Raw genomic sequence first — 13,255 nt, 5'->3', positions numbered from 1 at the left:
GGGGAAAGAGGGACTTAACGGCAGCCTTGTTTCTCCGCCCATTGCTCCTGGGCGGCCACGCGGCGCTGCACGCGTTCGACGAGACCGGTCGAGAAGGTCCGCATGCTGATGCCGCGGCGCTTCGCGAGGATCGTCTGCGCGACATCGGTGCGCGGGTTCGGCTGGCAGGCCCAGTACAGCGTCATCAGCCAGCCGATGCCGGTCCACCCGAACAGCGCGTTGAACATCGCGACCGTCAGCTTGTCGTGCCGGCCGCGCCGGTCGGCAATGACCGCCGGCAGAAAATAGATCGCGATCGCGGCTACCGAACCGGCCACTTGAATCAGGACTGCGTTCTGCATGTTGCTGCTCCATCCGAACTGCAATGGAACCGAGTATCGCGCTTTTTCCGTTTGCGTGCAGGCCGTGGCCAAGCAATTGATTGTTGCGTTTTTAATGACGATCAGCCGGCTTCGGCGCCTGCCGGCTGCACTTCGTTGCTCAAAGCGAAACCTTCGTCGAGCCAGCCCGTCACGCCGCCGATCATCAGCTTGACCGGCCGGCCGAGGCGCGCGAGCTGGATCGCCGCGCGCGCGGCGCCGTTGCAGTGCGGGCCCGCGCAGTAGACGACGAACAGCGTGCCGGCCGGATAGCCGGCGAGCTTGCTCTCGATGATCTTGCGGCGCGGCAGGTTGCGCGCGCCGGGTACGTGGCCGGCGGCGAACTGATCGGGGCCGCGCACGTCGAGCAGCACGAAATCGGGCGTGCCCGACGCGAGCGCGTCGTGCACGTCCCAGCAATCGGTCTCGAAGCGCAGCGAGGCCTCGAAATGCGCGAGGGCGGCGGGGCTGTCGGCGGCGGGCACGTCGGTGACGTAGGACATGGCAGGTTCTCCTGAAGATTGCGCGGAACGCGGTGGAATGAAGGGCAGTATCGCGGTTCGGCGCGTTTCGCGGCAGTGGCGCGATCGACAAGTTCCGGTAACATCGCGCCATGCACAATCATCTCGTCGTCGCGCTCGCCTACGATCGCCTCTGCACGTTCGAATTCGGCTGCGTGGTCGAACTGTTCGCCCTCGAACGCCCCGAGCTCGGAGTCGACTGGTATCGCTTCGCGGTCTGCGCGAGCGAGCCGGGGCCCGTGCGCGCTGCAGGCGGCATCACGGTCGCCGCGCCCTATCGGCTCGCGACGCTCGATCGCGCCGACACCATCGTGATTCCCGGCTGGCGCGATCCGGACGAACCGCCGCCGGAGCCGTTGCTGAAGAAGCTGCGCGCCGCGCATCGCCGCGGCGCGCGGCTCTGCTCGATCTGTTCGGGCGTGTTCGTGCTGGCCGCAGCCGGCGTGCTCGACGGCCTCACGGTGACGACCCACTGGCGCTATGCGGAGAAGCTGCAGGCGCGCTATCCGGCGCTGCGCGTGAATCCCGACGCGCTGTACGTCGATGAAGGGCAGGTGATCACATCGGCCGGATCGGCGGCGGGGCTCGACATGCTGCTGCATCTCGTGCGCCGCGATCACGGCGGCGCGATCGCGAACCGGGTCGCGCAGCGCCTCGTGCTGCCGCCGCATCGTGACGGCGGGCAGGCGCAGTTCGTGCCGCGTCCGGTCGCGCCGGGCGGCACCGACCGGCTCGCGAAGCTGATCGACTGGATGCGCGCGCACGCGGCCGAGCCGCATACGCTCGCGTCGCTCGCCGCACAGGCTGCGATGAGCACGCGCACGCTGCAGCGTCAGTTCGCGGATGCAACGGGGATGTCGCCGCTCGCGTGGCTGATCCGCGAGCGCGTGAACGTCGCGAAGGACATGCTCGAAGCGCATCCCGCACTCTCGCTCGCGCAGGTCGCGGCGCGTGCGGGGTTCGGTTCCGAGGAATCGCTGCGCCGGCATTTCCGGCGCGTCGCGGCGACGAGCCCGGCCGCGTACCGGCGCGGGATGAGTCGCGGCGAAAGCGCACGGGACGCCTGAGCACGGCGTCGATTCCTGTCGACGTCTTCCTCTGATGGCACAGCGGCGGCCCAGGACCGCGCATCCCCGAGAGAGCCCGGCCGCGTGAGCGGCCGACGCCCGCCGCCAGGCGGCGGCAGGCATCGCGATGCGCTGCGCACTCAGCGCGTGTCGGTATCGCGCGCCTTCTGCCTGATGCACGCGATGCGATACACGCCATCCTCGACTTCGACGCCGTGCGTGTCGTGCGTGAAGCCCGGAAAGCGCAGGTCGTACTGCTCGAGCGCCTTCAGGTAGCCGAGCAGCGGGCCGTCCGCGGGCCCCGCGTTTTCGCCGGGCATCAGCAGCGGAATGCCGGGCGGATAGGGCACGACGCCCGTCGCGACGGTGCGGCCTGCCATCTCCGCGAGCTCCAGCATTTCGATGTCGTTGTGCACCAGGTGCTCGAACGCCTCGGCCGGGCTGTAATCGGGCTTCGGCAGCGTCGAGAAGCCGCGCGACATCATCTCGGTCGTCTTCAGGTCGCTCATCGCGCTGAACATCAGGTCGCACAGGTCGCGCAGGCCGAGCTTGCCGTAGCGTTCCGGATAGCGCGCGACGAGTTCGGGCAGCGCCTGTTCGAGCGGCGCGTTCGCATCGTAGTCGCGCTTGAAGTCGAGCAGCGTGTTGACGAGCGTGCCCCACTTGCCCTTCGTCACGCCGAGCGAGAACAGGAACAGGATCGTGAAGTCGGTCGTCTTCTCGACGACGATTCCGTGCCGGTCGAGATACGCGGTGACGACCGACGCCGGAATGCCGACCGGCATCAGCCCGCCGTGCGACGCGACGCCCGGCGTGACGATCGACACCTTGATCGGGTCGAGCATGCAGTAATCGTCCTCGATATCGCCGAAACCGTGCCACGTGTCGCCCGGATGCAGCACCCAGCACGACGGGTCGGTGGCGAGCAGCGTTTCGTCCGCTTCGTGGAAGCGCACGCGCCGGCCCGTCTTGCGATCGACGACGCTGTCGGGCTGCCAGCCGTTGAAGAACCAGTCGTTGTTCTCCGCGCATTCCGTATGCAGGCGCGCCAGCATCTGGCGGAATGCGACGGCCTCGCGGATCGCGTCGGTCGTCAGCGCCTCGCCGCCGGGGCCGTCCATCATCGCGGCGCTCACGTCGTTCGACGCGATGATCGCGTAGTTCGGCGACGTCGACGCGTGCATCATGTACGCCTCGTTGAAGCGTGCGTGCTCGATCGGGTTGCGGCCGTCGCGAACATGAATGAACGATGCCTGCGACAGCGCGGCGAGCAGCTTGTGCGTCGATTGCGTCGCGAACACGGTCGGCTTGCTGGCGTCGTGCTGCGACGGATCGCCGTGCATCGCGTAACGGTCGCGGTAGATCGGGTTGAAGCGCGCATAGCCGTACCATGCCTCGTCGAAGTGCAATCGGTCGACGCTCTGGCCGAGCAGTGCCTCGACGCGCGCGACGTTGTAGCAGAGGCCGTCGTACGTCGAGTTCGTGATCAGCGCATGCACGGGCGTTGGGTCAATGCCGTCGCGGCCGCGCACGAGCGGGTTCGCGTCGATTGCGAGCCGCACGGCGGCGGCCGTCAGCCGCTCGGGCATGATCGGCCCGATGATCCCGTAGTGGTTGCGCGACGGAATCAGATAGGTCGGAATCGCGCCGGACATCGTCATCGCGTGCTCGGCCGACTTGTGGCAGTTGCGGTCGCACAGCGCGACCTGGTTGCGCGTGACGCTCGCCATCAGGATCACGCGGTTCGACATCGACGAGCCGTTCGTCACGTGGTACGTGCGATGTGCGCCGAACACGCGCGCCGCATAGCGTTCGCTTTCGCCGATCGGGCCCGAGTGATCGAGCAGCGAGCCGAGTTCGCCGACCGAGATCGACAGGTCGGAGCGGAACAGCGATTCGCCGAAGAATTCGAAATACGCGCGGCCGACCGGCGATTTCAGGAACGCGGTGCCGCCCGTGTGGCCGGGCGTATGCCACGAGTATTCGTACACGCGCGAGAATTTCGCGAGTGCGCGGAACATCGGCGGCAGCACGGTCTCGCGGTAGCGTTCGATCGCGGCGACGATGCGCCCGCCGATGAACGCGGTGGTGTCCTCCAGCAGCCAGATGAAGTCGTCGGCCTTGCGCATCGCGTCGACCGGAATCGCGGACGCGCTCGCGCGGCTCGCGAGCAGGAACACGGGCACGGTCGCGTTGCGTGCGCGCATTGCGTCGAGCACGGCTTGCGCGGGCGCATGGCCGGCGTCGTTGCCGAGTTCCCAGTTGAGCAGCAGGCACTGGATCGCCGGATCGGCGGCGACCACCGCGCAGGCATCGTCGGCGGACGTCGCGATCACGACGTCGACGAGCCGCGTGCGCAGCTCCTCGGCAAGTGCCGTCGCGGCGCGCCCGGTGGCCGTGCGTTCATCGATGTCGTGCTGCACGAGCAGCGCCTTCATGCCGAGGCGGCGGAAGGCCGGTTGGGTCAAGGAAGCGGTCATGTATCAATCCCCCGTTTGCTGGGTTGCCTGGACGCTCGCGGCAACGGCCGGCGAGCGCGCGTGAAGGGTGTCGGCCTGGTGACGGCCCACGGAAATCCAGAACGTGGCGGCGAGCGCGGCGATGGTCACGCCGAGCGCGAGATAGCGCACCCAGCGCGGCGAGCGGCCACCCGGATGGATGTGGGTTTCCTCGATCTCGCGCTGGCGGTTGATCGACAGCTCGTAGAAGACGATCGTCGCGACGACGAAGATCAGCGACCAGCGCGTTTGCTGGCCATCGGAGCCGACCATCGCCCACAGCGCGTAGACGGCGCCGATCAGGCCGACGATCGTGTAGAACGTGAACTGGTGCAACGGCATCTTGCCGTAGCCGAGCACCTTGATCGCGATGCACGAGTAGATGTACGGCAGCAGCGTCATGATCACGGCGATCGACGCGATCTTGCCGAACTGTTCGCTGGCGCTCGGCGACATCGTCGCGAGCACCTGCACGGTCATGATCAGCGCGACGATCGCGAGGCCGGCCGACGGCACGTTCTTCGAGTTCACGCGGGCGAACACGCCGGCGAACAGGCCGTCGTCGGCGGCGGCCTTCGCGGTCTGGCCGACCAGCAGCGTCCAGCCCGCGAGCGAGCCGAGGCAGCCGAGCGCCGCGCACAGTGCGACCGCGTTCGCGGCCGTATTGCCGAGCGCGAGGCGCGCGGCATCCGCGAACGGCGCGCTCGATGCGAGCAGCGCCTTGTTCGGGATCATCCCCATGATCACGGTCGAGCTGAGCACGTAGCAGACGGCCGCGAGCACGACGCCGCCGACGGTCGCGATCGGCACGTTGCGCGACGGGTTCTCGACGACACCGGCCGATACCGACGCGCTCTCGACGCCGATGAACGCCCACAGCGTGAAGTTCAGCGTCGCGCCGATCGCGCTGAAGCTGTTGGTGCCCGACACGTTCCAGCCGGCGAAGTACACGTCCTTGCTGAACCAGAACCAGCCGAACACGGCCATCCCGAGGATCGGCACGAGCGCGAAGATCGTCGTGACCGACTGCACGCGGCCGACGACGTTCGGCCCGAGGATGTTCGCGTACGTGAACAGCCAGATCACGAAGATCTGCGCGAGCGCGAACACGAGCGGGTCCTTCAGGACCGGGAAGAAATGCGTGAGGTAGCCGAGGCCGGCGACCGCGAGGCCGACGTTGCCGAGCACGTTCGCGAGCCAGTAGATCAGGTTGGTCTGGTAGCCCATGTACGGGCCGAACGACTTGCGCGCATACGCATACGGGCCGCCGGCGGCCGGGTCGATCGCCGCGAGCTTCGCGAACACGAGCGCGAGCGACACGGCGCCGACGACGGTGATCAGCCAGCCGAAGATCGCGATGCCGCCGGTGGCGGCGAGGTTCGCGGGCAGCATGAAGACACCGGAGCCCATCATGTTGCCCGCGACCATCAGCGTGGCGGGAATGACGCCGATTTTCGGCGCGGAAGCCGCGGCCGATGGGGCGGCGGCGCGGGAGGAGGACGAGCTGGCATCGGACATGCGACGCTCCTTGACGAGACGTGTTGCGATTGAGGTGGCGCGGTATGGCGCCGGTCGACGATTCCGGCATGAATCGTCGCTTTATTTAACTTTTTCATGGTATCGCCTCGGTGGATTTTAATAAGGGTAAACGCCGGTATTTAATAACTTGAATATTGACGGATGTCATTGAAACGGGTGAATCGGTGTTTGAGTGCGGGTGTGGATGGGCCGTACGGCAAGGCCGAGGGGCGCCTTTTGATTCCGATCCTGGGGGGCGAAGTCACGCAGTCGAAACTTCGGCGAATAATCGTTTTTCCCGAATCGGTTAAATCAATTCGTGACGTAAATTGCGCCGCAATCGGGGTTCAGGTTCGTCGGTTAATATCGAACGCATTTAATGCGTGCCGCCGGCGCGCGCGACCACCGCTTCTTCCCCGAGGACGATTCCGATGACGACGCTGCCCTCCCGTTTGCCGCTGATCCAGGCCCCGATGGTGGGTTCGTCGAGCCCGCTCGCGATCGCGGTGTGCGAAGCCGGCGGGCTCGGCTCGCTCGCATGCGCGGCGCTCGGCCCGCAGCAACTGCGCGACGAGATCGCCGCGATTCGCGCGCGCACGCCCGCACCGTTCAACGTGAACTTTTTCTGCCACACGCCGCCTGCACCCGACGCGGAGGTCGATGCACGCTGGCGCGCGGCGCTCGCCGGTTATTACGCGGAAGCCGGGCTCGATCCGGCCGACGTGAAGGGCGGCCCCGGCCGCGCGCCGTTCGACGATGCGATGTGCGCGGTCGTCGAAGCGTTGCGTCCGGCCGTCGTGAGCTTTCATTTCGGGTTGCCGGACGATGCGCTGCTCGAGCGCGTGCGGCGTACGGGGGCGTGGTTGGTGTCGTCCGCGACGACCGTCGAGGAAGCGCGCTGGCTCGATGCGCGCGGCGTCGACGCGATCGTCGCGCAAGGCGCGGAGGCCGGTGGCCATCGCGGGATGTTCCTGACTGACGACATCCATGCGCAGCCGGGGCTGTTCGCGCTGCTGCCGCAGATCGTCGACGCGGTGCGCGTGCCGGTGATCGCAGCCGGCGCGATCGCCGACGGGCGCGGCATCGCGGCGGCGTTCGCGCTCGGCGCGCGCGCGGTGCAGATCGGCACGGGCTACTTGCTGACGCCGCAAGCCGGCCGCTCGGCGCAGCATCGCGCGGCGGTGCGCGCCGCGCGCGACGACGGCACGCGCACGACCAACCTGTACACGGGCCGACCCGCGCGCGGGCTGCTGACGCGCTTCATGCGCGAGCAGGGGCCGATGAGCGCGCTCGCGCCGGCGTTCCCGTTGGCGACGGCCGCGGTCGATCCGCTGCGTAGCGCGTTCGAGCGGCAGGGCCGCGACGACTTCTCGCTGCTGTGGTCGGGCGAGGCCGCGGCGCTCGCGTGCGAAGCGGATGCGGGCGAACTGACGCAACGCCTGTGGCGCGACGCGCTGGCGTGCGCGGCGGGGCTGCGCGACGCGTTCCCGCAGGCGGTCTGAGCGACCGGGAAGGGGGCGCCGGCGCGGGAGCATCGGCGTATCATCTGGGTTTTCGTCAGCCCGATCCAGGCACCCCCACCATGACCTCCGTCGACACTACCCCCGTCCTCGACCATGACAAGCTCGTTACCTTCATCGAGCGCAAGTGGAACGATGAAATCCTCCATGCCCTGACCGACTACATCGCGATCCCCGCGAAGAGCCCCGCATTCGACCCCGACTGGGCGAAACGCGGCTATCTCGAGCGGGTCGTCACCGACGCCGCGCAGTGGGCCGAGCGGCAGCCCGTGAAGGGCCTGAAACTGGAGATCGTGCGCTTGCCGGGCCGCACGCCGGTGATCTTCTTCGAATCGCCCGCCACGCGTTCGGGCAGCACCGACACGATCCTGCTGTACGGCCACCTCGACAAGCAACCCGAATTCGACGGCTGGCGCGCGGATCTCGGCCCGTGGACGCCGAAGTACGAGAACGGCAAGCTGTACGGCCGCGGCGGCGCCGACGACGGCTATGCGATCTACGCGAGCCTCGCGGCGCTCGGCGCGCTCGACGAGCAAGGCATCGAGCGGCCGCGCTGCGTCGGCCTGATCGAGACCTGCGAGGAATCGGGCAGCTACGACCTGCTGCCGTACGTCGACGCATTGCGCGACCGGCTCGGCCAGGTGTCGCTCGTCGTGTGTCTCGATTCGGGCGCCGGCAACTACGACCAGATGTGGCTCACCACGTCGCTGCGCGGGCTCGTGTCCGGCGACCTGCAGGTCGAGGTGCTCGAGGAAGGCGTGCACTCGGGCGTGTTCGGCGGCATCGCGCCGTCGAGCTTCCGCGTGATGCGCCAGCTGTTCGAGCGCCTCGAAGACGCGAAGAACGGCAACCTGCTGCCGGGCGTGTTCCATTGCGAGATTCCCGACAGCCGCGTGCGCGAAGCCGAGGCCGCTGCGTCGATTCTCGGCGACGCCGTGTGGAAGGGGCTGCCGTGGGCCTGCGGCGCGGACGGCAAGCCGGTGCTGCCGACCACGACCGATCCGCGCGAGGCGCTGCTGAATTCGACGTGGCGTCCGTCGCTGTCGGTCACCGGCGCGGCCGGCCTGCCGGCGCTCGCCGATGCGGGCAACGTGCTGCGTCCGCGCACCGCGTTCAAGCTGTCGCTGCGCCTGCCGCCGCTCGTCGATGCCGCGCAGGCCGTGCAGCAATTGAAGGAACTGCTCGAACTCGATCCGCCGTACAACGCGAAGGTCACGTTCAAGCCGGACGCCGGTGCCGCGACGGGCTGGAGCGCACCGGATCTCGCGCCGTGGCTCGCGTCGTCGCTCGATGCCGCGTCGCGCCGCCACTTCGGCGCCGATTGCGCGTACATGGGCCTCGGCGGCACGATCCCGCTGATGAACGTGCTGCAGGAAGGGTTCCCGTCCGCGCAGTTCATGGTGTGCGGCGTGCTCGGGCCGAAGTCGAACGCGCACGGCCCGAACGAATTCCTGCACGTGCCGTATGCGAAGAAGCTGACGGCCGCGGTCGCGGACGTGATCGCGACCGCGCGCTGAGCGCTTGCTTGGCAGTGGCAACTGCCCAACCCGACCTCACGGAACCTTGCCGATGACCGCCCTGCCGACGCCCCATACCGAACCGCTGCGCATGCGCGCCGAACCGCTGCATGCATTCGTCGCGGCACTCTGGGAACGGGCCGGCAGCAGCGAGCGCGAGGCAAGGCTCGTCGCCGATCACCTGGTCGGCGCGAACCTGGCGGGCCACGATTCGCACGGGATCGGGATGATTCCGAACTACGTCGCGTCGTGGCGGGAAGGGCAGTTGCAGCTGAACGGGCACGCGTCGATCGCGCGCGATGGCGGCGCGGTGCTGTCGATCGACGGCGGTCGCGGCTTCGGCCAGGTGATCGCGTTCGAGGCGATGGTCGAAGGGATCGAGCGTGCGCGACGCATGGGCATCTGCGCGATCGGGCTGCGCGACGTGCATCATCTCGGCCGCATCGGGCACTGGGCCGAGCAGTGCGCGCGCTCGGGGCTCGTGTCGTTCCATTTCGTCAACGTGCCGGGCGACCTGCTGGTCGCGCCGCTGCACGGCGCCGATCCACGCTTCGGCACGAACCCGTTCTGCGCCGCGTATCCGCGCGCGGGCCTGCCGCCGCTGCTGCTCGATTTCGCGACGAGCGCGATCGCGTACGGCAAGACGCGCGTCGCGTACAACCAGGGCAAGCGCGTGCCGGCCGGGTCGCTGATCGACTCCCGCGGCCAGCCGACCGACGATCCGGCCGTGATGCACGAGCAGCCATTCGGTGCGCTGCTGCCGTTCGGGTTGCACAAGGGCTACGCGCTGGCGGCGATGTGCGAGATTTTCGGCGGCGCGCTCGTCGGCGGGCATACGACCTACGGCGACACGCTGCAGAAGACGAGTGCGATCGTCAACGGGATGCTGTCGGTGCTGATCGATCCGAACGCGTTCGATGCGGCCGACGCGCAGCGCGAAGCCGATGCGTTCGTCGCGTGGGCGAAGGCGTCGCCGCAGGCCGCCGATGCGCCGGTACAGGTGCCGGGCGAGCCGGAAGAGGCGAGCCGCGCGGCGCGCGGTGCCGGCGGCATACCGGTCGATCGCGCGACGTGGCGGCAGATTCGCGAGAGCGCGGCGGTGGTCGGCTTCGATGAAGCCGAACTCGACGCGTGGACGCAGCGCTGCACGGCATCCGCATGAGCTGGCAATCCGAAAAGGCGCACGGCGAGGAGATCGCATATCAGCTCGCGCCGCTCGGCAACGTCACGGTCGTGCGCTTCTTCAGCGGTGCGGCGATGCGGCTCGACGGCGTGATGTTCGGCTTCATGTCGCGCGGGTCGCTGTTCCTGCGTGTGGATGACGTGAACCGTCCGGGGTTCGTCGCGGCGGGGATGGGGCCGTTCTCGTACGAGCGGCCCACGCGCACGGTTTCGCTCGACGGCTATTACGAAACGCCGGCCGACGTGCTCGAGGATGCGGGCGCGCTGTTCGACTGGTGCCGCAGCGCGTATCGCGCGGCGTTGCTGGCGGGGCCGCCGAAGCGCAAGGCGAGGGCGGTGCAGAAAGCGGCGGCGCCGGAAGCGAAGCCGGTGTCGAAGCGCGCGGCCAAGCCGGTATCGGTGGCCTCATCGAAATCGGTGCCCGCGCCGGAAGCGAAGCCGGCGTCGAAACGAGCCGCCAAGCCTGTGTCGAAAGCATTCCCGAGGCCTGCGCCGGCGGAGGAAGTGAAGCCGGTGTCGAAAGCGTTGCCGAAGCCTGCGCCGGCGGAGGAAGCGAAGCCCGCGTCGAAGCGAGTCGCCAAACTGGCATCGAAAGCGTCGCCAAAGCCTGCTTCTGCACGGGAAGCCAAGCCGGCATCGAAGCGAACCACCAAACCGGCGTCGAAACCAGCGGCGAAGTCCCCGGCGAAGCGCAAGCAAGCATAGTGCCGGTCGCGCGAAGCGAAAGCCGCGCGATTTTTTCTTTTTTGCCGGCCCGGCCGTCGCCCGGCGATTCACGCGACATGCGCCGGCTGGCGCAAGGGTGGCAGGGGCGCACAGTCACGAATGCGTCAAGCTTGTGCCGCACCGCACATCCCCCATGCTTCACAACGGCGGCCTCGGCGTTTATGATCGGCGCGGGTTGCACCCGTGCCCGGCGCGACCTGCGCCGGCCTCGCCGCCGGCCCCGCGAACGGCGCATCGTACACCGTGCGGAACGCTTCCCCACTCATCATTCCAGACGGAGACAGCCGATGCTCGTCCTGATTCTCGGTTTAGCGATCTTCCTCGGTGTGCATTCGATCCGGATCGTCGCGGACGGCTGGCGGTCAGCGATGATCGAGCGGATCGGCGAGAAGCGCTGGAAGGGCCCCTATGCGATCGCGTCGATCATCGGCTTCGTGCTGATCATCTGGGGGTACGGCATCGCGCGCCAGGGCGCGACGCTGCTGTGGGTGTCGCCCGTCGGCGTGCGCCACCTCACCGGCATGCTGACCGCAATCGCCTTCGTGCTGATCGCCGCCTCCTACGTGCCCGGCAACCGCATCAAGACGCTCGTCGGCCATCCAATGGTGGCCGGTGTGGCGGTGTGGGCGATCGCGCACCTGCTCGCGAACGGCACGCTGCACGCAGTCGTGCTGTTCGGCGCCTTCTTCGTGTGGGCGCTGGTCGATTTCGTCGTGTGGCGCGCGCGTGACCGCCGCGATGGCGTGCGCTATCCGGCGGGCAGGCTGTCGGGCGACGTCGTGGCGGTCGTGGCCGGGCTCGTCGTGTGGGCCGTCTTCGCGCTGTTCCTGCACGGCTGGCTGATCGGCGTCCGACCGTTCGGCTGAGCGGCCGACAAGTCGAATGACTGAGAAGTCGAACAGCTGAGCGGCGGCCGAGCGGCGCGCCGCCCGCCCGCCTGGGGCAACGGTCAGCGCGCCTTCGCGCCGGCCGTTTCGCCGAGTTGCACCGGCTTGCGGCGCAGGAAATAGGCCGCGACGATCGCAAGCGCCGTCAATACCGTGAACCAGAACTGGAAGCGCGAATCCGGGTTGAACGCCTGCGACCCGAGCACGGCCACCAGCGCCAGCAACGCGATCCAGTTCGACACCGGATAAAACCACGCGCGGAACGCCTGCGGATCGCGAGGCGCGTGCTTCTCCTGCCGCCGCATCGCGAAGTGCGCGACGATGATGAAGATCCACACGATCATCACGAACGCGCCGCTGCTCTTCGCGAGCATCAGGAACAGGTCGCCGCCGCTCACGAAGTGAACGCCGAGGATCGACACGCAGATCGCGAGGCACAGCACGAGCGCGTTCATCGGCACGCCTTTCGCGTTGGTCCGGCCGAACATCGCGGGCGCGTGGCCGCGCTGGCTGAGCGAGAACAGCATGCGCGAGTTCGAGAACAGGAACGAGTTCATCACCGACATGAACGACACGAACAGCACGATCTTCATCGCGACGGCCGCGCCCGTGAAGCCTGCCATGCTGAACAGCGACACGTACGGCGATTTCAGGTTGGCCTTGTCGGTCCACGGCATGCACAGGATCAGGATCGACACCGAGCCGACGTAGAACACCATCACGCGCACGATCACGCTCTTGATCGCACGGATCACGTTCTTGCTCGGGTTCTCGGATTCGCCCGCCGCAACGGCCGCGATTTCGCTGCCGCCGAGCGAGAAGATCACGACCATCACGCCGGCGAGCACGGGCGAGATGCCGTTCGGCATGAAGCCGCCGTGATCCGTCAGGTTCACGAGCCCCGGCGCGGGAATGCGCGGCTGGAAGCCGAGCAGGATCGAGGCGCCGAGCGCCATGAAGATGATGATCGTCGTGACCTTCGCGAACGACAGCCAGTATTCCGCTTCCCCGAACGAACGTACCGAGTACGCGTTGCTCGCGATCAGCGTGACGAGCATGAACAGCGCGCCGCCCCACACGGGCAGCCACGGCAGGAAATCGTGGAGGATCGCACCGAGCAGGATCGCCTCGACGGTGATCGTCATCATCGACTTGAACCAGTACAGCCAGCCGACCGCGAAGCCGGCCCATTCGCCGAGATAGCTGCTTGCGTAGGTGGAGAACGATCCGCTGTCGGGGTTGCGGGAGGCCATTTCACCGAGCATGAACATGACCAGCGTGACGATCACGCCGCCGATCAGGTACGACAGGATCGCCGCGGGGCCGGCGGTCGCGATGATGGCGCCCGAGCCGACGAACAGGCCTGCGCCGATCACACCGCCAAGCGCGATCATCGTGATGTGCCGTTGCTTGAGGCTTTGCCTCAACGAGTTGTCCTGCATCTCCTACCTCTAGTTATT

11 protein-coding genes are annotated in these 13,255 nt (G+C 67.9%); 6 read left to right on the top strand and 5 right to left on the bottom strand.

What is annotated here, in order from left to right; translation table 11 throughout:
* Nucleotides 1-14: 14 nt before the first annotated feature.
* Entirely contained in the window at nucleotides 15-341 is a 327-nt protein-coding gene (locus C5O79_RS19775) for a superinfection immunity protein (protein WP_011354384.1), read from the bottom strand.
* A 101-nt stretch (nucleotides 342-442) separates the two neighbouring features.
* Complete coding sequence (locus tag C5O79_RS19770; protein ID WP_046548383.1) at nucleotides 443-862, bottom strand: rhodanese-like domain-containing protein; 420 nt, start codon at nucleotides 860-862, stop codon at nucleotides 443-445.
* Nucleotides 863-972: 110 nt separating this feature from the next.
* Here C5O79_RS19770 and ftrA point away from each other — a divergent pair, with 110 nt between their 5' ends.
* Nucleotides 973-1,947 carry a transcriptional regulator FtrA gene (gene ftrA / locus C5O79_RS19765; RefSeq protein ID WP_122476456.1) on the top strand — a complete coding sequence of 325 codons (975 nt, stop codon included), beginning with the start codon at nucleotides 973-975 and terminating at the stop codon, nucleotides 1,945-1,947.
* A 140-nt stretch (nucleotides 1,948-2,087) separates the two neighbouring features.
* Here the strand turns inward: ftrA and C5O79_RS19760 are convergent, their stop codons facing one another.
* Nucleotides 2,088-4,427: an Orn/Lys/Arg decarboxylase N-terminal domain-containing protein gene (locus C5O79_RS19760; protein WP_047849613.1), complete on the bottom strand. Its 2,340-nt coding sequence runs from the start codon at nucleotides 4,425-4,427 to the stop codon at nucleotides 2,088-2,090.
* A gap of 3 nt (nucleotides 4,428-4,430) precedes the next feature.
* Nucleotides 4,431-5,963, bottom strand: coding sequence for an arginine/agmatine antiporter (gene adiC, locus C5O79_RS19755; protein WP_122476453.1), 1,533 nt, complete (start codon nucleotides 5,961-5,963; stop codon nucleotides 4,431-4,433).
* A 431-nt stretch (nucleotides 5,964-6,394) separates the two neighbouring features.
* On the opposite strand from adiC, the gene C5O79_RS19750 reads away from it, so the two are divergent.
* The 5 genes from C5O79_RS19750 to C5O79_RS19730 all read left to right on the top strand — a co-directional run bounded on the left by C5O79_RS19750 (nucleotide 6,395) and on the right by C5O79_RS19730 (nucleotide 11,774).
* Entirely contained in the window at nucleotides 6,395-7,465 is a 1,071-nt protein-coding gene (locus C5O79_RS19750) for a nitronate monooxygenase (RefSeq protein ID WP_122476451.1), read from the top strand.
* Nucleotides 7,466-7,545: 80 nt separating this feature from the next.
* A complete protein-coding gene (locus C5O79_RS19745) occupies nucleotides 7,546-9,000 on the top strand; it encodes a M20 family metallopeptidase (RefSeq protein ID WP_046548379.1) in 1,455 nt (484 codons plus the stop codon).
* A gap of 52 nt (nucleotides 9,001-9,052) precedes the next feature.
* The gene (locus C5O79_RS19740) at nucleotides 9,053-10,162 is read left to right on the top strand and encodes a malate/lactate/ureidoglycolate dehydrogenase (RefSeq protein ID WP_046548378.1); all 1,110 of its coding nucleotides are present in this window, start codon (nucleotides 9,053-9,055) and stop codon (nucleotides 10,160-10,162) included.
* Nucleotides 10,159-10,887 (top strand): TfoX/Sxy family protein, encoded by a 729-nt coding sequence (locus tag C5O79_RS19735; RefSeq protein WP_122477494.1) that lies wholly within the window; start codon nucleotides 10,159-10,161, stop codon nucleotides 10,885-10,887. The genes C5O79_RS19740 and C5O79_RS19735 overlap by 4 nt, the downstream gene beginning before the upstream one ends.
* 308 nt (nucleotides 10,888-11,195) lie before the next feature.
* Entirely contained in the window at nucleotides 11,196-11,774 is a 579-nt protein-coding gene (locus tag C5O79_RS19730) for an NnrU family protein (protein ID WP_047849617.1), read from the top strand.
* 83 nt (nucleotides 11,775-11,857) lie between these two features.
* On the opposite strand, the gene C5O79_RS19725 is transcribed toward C5O79_RS19730, so the two are convergent.
* A complete protein-coding gene (locus C5O79_RS19725) occupies nucleotides 11,858-13,237 on the bottom strand; it encodes an amino acid permease (protein ID WP_122476449.1) in 1,380 nt (459 codons plus the stop codon).
* Between the last annotated feature and the right edge of the window lie 18 nt (nucleotides 13,238-13,255).

Origin of the sequence: Burkholderia sp. SRS-25, assembly GCF_004343765.1 — a bacterium.
GTDB classification, from domain to species: domain Bacteria; phylum Pseudomonadota; class Gammaproteobacteria; order Burkholderiales; family Burkholderiaceae; genus Burkholderia; species Burkholderia contaminans.
Note: the sequence above shows the minus strand (reverse complement) of the source record. Positions and strands in the feature narration are given on the sequence as shown.